Origin of the sequence: uncultured Bifidobacterium sp., assembly GCF_949292005.1 — a bacterium.
Classification (GTDB): domain Bacteria; phylum Actinomycetota; class Actinomycetes; order Actinomycetales; family Bifidobacteriaceae; genus Bifidobacterium.
Genome location: NZ_CASEXV010000038.1, coordinates 1 through 3,130, shown reverse-complemented (window position 1 = coordinate 3,130; position 3,130 = coordinate 1). Strand labels below are relative to the sequence as shown.

The 3,130-nt window shown below is 59.2% G+C and carries 3 protein-coding genes and 2 pseudogenes; 4 read left to right on the top strand and 1 reads right to left on the bottom strand.

Annotation, left to right across the window (positions count from 1 at the left end; genetic code table 11):
• The 4 genes and pseudogenes from Q1X90_RS03070 to Q1X90_RS03055 all read left to right on the top strand — a co-directional run.
• Nucleotides 1-304: pseudogene (locus tag Q1X90_RS03070) on the top strand (chemotaxis protein); the annotation flags it as partial.
• Between the two features lie 5 nt (nt 305-309).
• Nucleotides 310-861, top strand: a complete 552-nt coding sequence (locus Q1X90_RS03065) for a low molecular weight phosphatase family protein (RefSeq protein WP_300766439.1) — start codon at nt 310-312, stop codon at nt 859-861.
• A gap of 80 nt (nt 862-941) precedes the next feature.
• Nucleotides 942-2,354 (top strand): polysaccharide biosynthesis tyrosine autokinase, encoded by a 1,413-nt coding sequence (locus Q1X90_RS03060; protein ID WP_300766438.1) that lies wholly within the window; start codon nt 942-944, stop codon nt 2,352-2,354.
• A gap of 28 nt (nt 2,355-2,382) precedes the next feature.
• Nucleotides 2,383-2,733, top strand: coding sequence for a hypothetical protein (locus Q1X90_RS03055; protein WP_300766436.1), 351 nt, complete (start codon nt 2,383-2,385; stop codon nt 2,731-2,733).
• A 79-nt stretch (nt 2,734-2,812) separates the two neighbouring features.
• On the opposite strand, the pseudogene Q1X90_RS03050 reads toward Q1X90_RS03055, so the two are convergent.
• Nucleotides 2,813-3,130: pseudogene (locus Q1X90_RS03050) on the bottom strand (hypothetical protein); the annotation flags it as partial.

Sequence of the window (3,130 nt, the reverse complement as noted above, 5' to 3'; positions counted from 1 at the left end):
CAACTCGGCCATCGCCACCAATGGTCTATCGCTTGAGAAAACGCTGATCTATCCGCCCAAGGGTGGAAGCATCAAGAATCTCACGATCAACGGCAAGCACACCTCGGTGAAGCACACCACATTGAACGGCAAGGACATATACGCCAGTGTCATCAGCATCGCGCCAAGCTCGGAGGCGACCATCTCGTTCACCGTCGTCACATCGACCAAGGCGACGCAGGATCTGAGTTTGGACCAGACGCCCATGGGATGGGCCGACTCGGGCATCACATATGACACATCGTCCTGTGAGATGGAGAAGTGACGTCGATGAGAATTCTGGTGGTCTGCATAGGGAATGTGTGCCGCTCCCCACTGGCGGAGCTCCTGCTCAAACGCTATCTTGAGCGCACATCCGTCATCGTCGAGAGCGCGGGGATCCGAGGACTTCCCGGACATGGCATCGACCACTCCAGCGCCCGTCTGCTCGATCGTGTCGGAATCGATTCGGATTCCTTCCGCTCGCGGCGGCTGACGCGTCAGATGGTGGAGTCCGCCGATCTGATACTGTGCTTTGAACGGTCGCAGCGCAGGGGCATCGTCGCTCTTGACCCCGGATCGGTGCACCGCACTTTCGTGATGACCGAATTCGCGGCCCTATGCGATTACTGTGCGGACCACCATTTCGTCGAAGGACGGACCATCGGCGACCGTTTGCTCTCCGTGGTGCGGAAAGCCCCCCTCATCCGAGTTCATATCACGGAATCGACCGATATAGCCGATCCCTTCGGACATGATTTCCCCGATTTTGAGAAGGCCGCGATCGAAACCAACCGGGCGATCAGAACCATGCTGCTCAGCATGCGCCTCAGCCCTCTATAATGGTGGGCGACCCCCATGTTTGCTGACGTGATGCTACACTGGATGACTGTTTGGTTTTTTGGGGGAGAAACGAGAGCGTCGTGACTGTAGTCGACCTGTGGAACATAATAAAAAAAAGGCGAATCACGGCGTTGGTGACCGTGTTCGTTGTTTTCGCGTCGGTTGTCGCGGTCACTGTCCTGATGCCCTCGACATACACCGCGACAGCGGAGATCTTCGCCTCGTATTCCGGGAAGTCCGGCTCCGATTCCTCGGCGGACATGAACTCCGGTGCCTCCTACCTTTCCACCCAGATCAAAACCTACCCCTCCCTTGTCAAGACGAAGGCGATCCTCAGCCCCGTCATCTCCAGCCTCGACCTTGATATGACGGTCGCGGAACTCGCGGACATGGTGACCGCCACCAATCCGACCAACACGTTCATGGTCGATATCTCCGTGGAGAACGGGGACGCCACGCTTTCCGCGGAGATAGCCAACAGCGTCGCAAACAATCTCGCCGAGCAGATATCCTCCTCCCTGTATTCGGGGAATGACAACGACTCGCCGATCAGCCTCAGCGTCGTGCAGCCGGCCACGGTTCCCCAATCACCCAGCTCTCCCAAGATTCCCCTCTATCTTGGGGTGGGATTTGTTCTGGCGGTCGTCATGGGATTGGTGGTCGCGGTCGCCAAGGATATGTTCAGCACCAGAGTGGATGGAGTTGATGAGGTCAAGGAGATCACGGGAGTCTCCTCGCTCGGCAGTGTGCCGAGGTCGTCGGTGCTGGGGGAGAGAAGCGCCACGGTCATCTCCCATCCCGGCAGCGTTGAGGCTGAGGACTTCCGACGGATCCGGTCCAACATCTCATTCCTCACCCCCCATCAGGATGATAGGGGGCATCTGCTGGTCGTCTCATCCGCGGGCCCCGCCGAAGGCAAGACCACGGTGTCGATAAACCTTGCGGCGACCATAGCCGAAGAAGGGAAAACGGTCCTCCTCATCGACGCGGATCTGCGGCATCCGTCCGTGGCCAAATACCTTGACGTCGAGGGGAATGTCGGTCTATCCCATATCCTCTCCACGCAGGCGACGCCCAAGGACGTCATCCAGCCCTACTGGAGGGCGAACTTCCACATTCTTCCGGCCGGTCGGCGGGTGGCCAACGCCGGGATTCTCCTCAACTCCACGATCATGGAGGAGCTCGTGGAACAGGCCAGGAGACAATACGATTATGTGCTGATCGACACGGCACCCATGTCCGTGGCCAATGATGCGGCCGCGTTCGGAAGGATCGCCGACGGGATCATCATGGTCGTGGGCAGGGATACCACCGACAAGCGCGAGCTTCGCTCGATTATCGAAACGCTTGGAACGGCCAAGGTCAAGATACTTGGATTCATCTTCAATCTGGCCAATCCCAAGAAGATTCACTCGAAGAACTACTATTACTATTCCGATGCGCCCGCCACCGCCACGCATCGCGCCGGCCGGTCCCGAAACCGTAACGCCTGACTGAGATCTCATGGGGAAAGATTGGGCAATGACCGTCGACGGTCGCGGCATGGTGGAGGAGACCCGGCCGGAGGATGCCGCAGCAAGAGAATCGTTGCGTGACCGCGACATCGTCGATTCCTCATGGGATATTCCCCTCATTCAATTCGCCCCGGACAGCCTGTCGTCGGGATTTGAGGGTGCGCAGGATGCGGATATTCGCTCGCGCGTTGGTAGACACGCGGGGAAACGTCGGTCCCTCACCGAAGAGGGCCGCGTCCCCCGGAAGGCATCGCACGCCGCGGTGGCATCGTCCCCGACGCGTGGTCGTATTGTCGCCGCCATCGCAGGCGTGCTTCTGGTGATGGCGGGAGTCGCCACCGTTCTTGTTGTGTTATAGCCGATGTCGATGTTGTGCGTACAGTTCTCGCCACATCACCAACGGCTAGCCAATTCTTCGCTAAGACCGCCGGATTGCATCAGTAGTAGCTGTTGGCCACCCAGAAGGAGTAGGCGCCCTGTACGCTGCCGTAGCGCTGGGCGCAGTAGCCCCAGAACCATTTGAGCTGGGTCTGGTAGTTAGTGGCCCAATCCGATCCCGCCGAGGCCATCTTGCTGCCCGGAAGCGCCTGGGGAAGCCCGTATGCTCCGCTGGGGTTCGACGCGTTGACGCGCCAGCCTGACTCGTGGTTGATGATGTAGACGGTCGCGGTGAAATCGGCCTCGGTGTAGCCGTTGGCCAGCATGTACTTGTGCGCCCACGTCTGCATGTCGCCAATAGGGGTGGTGGTGCCGAT

What these genes read in the sequence shown, in the direction of transcription:
- Q1X90_RS03065 (WP_300766439.1), top strand. Translation starts at nt 310, where the DNA reads ATGAGAATTCTGGTGGTCTGCATAGGGAATGTGTGCCGCTCCCCACTG.
- Q1X90_RS03055 (WP_300766436.1), top strand. Translation starts at nt 2,383, where the DNA reads ATGACCGTCGACGGTCGCGGCATGGTGGAGGAGACCCGGCCGGAGGAT.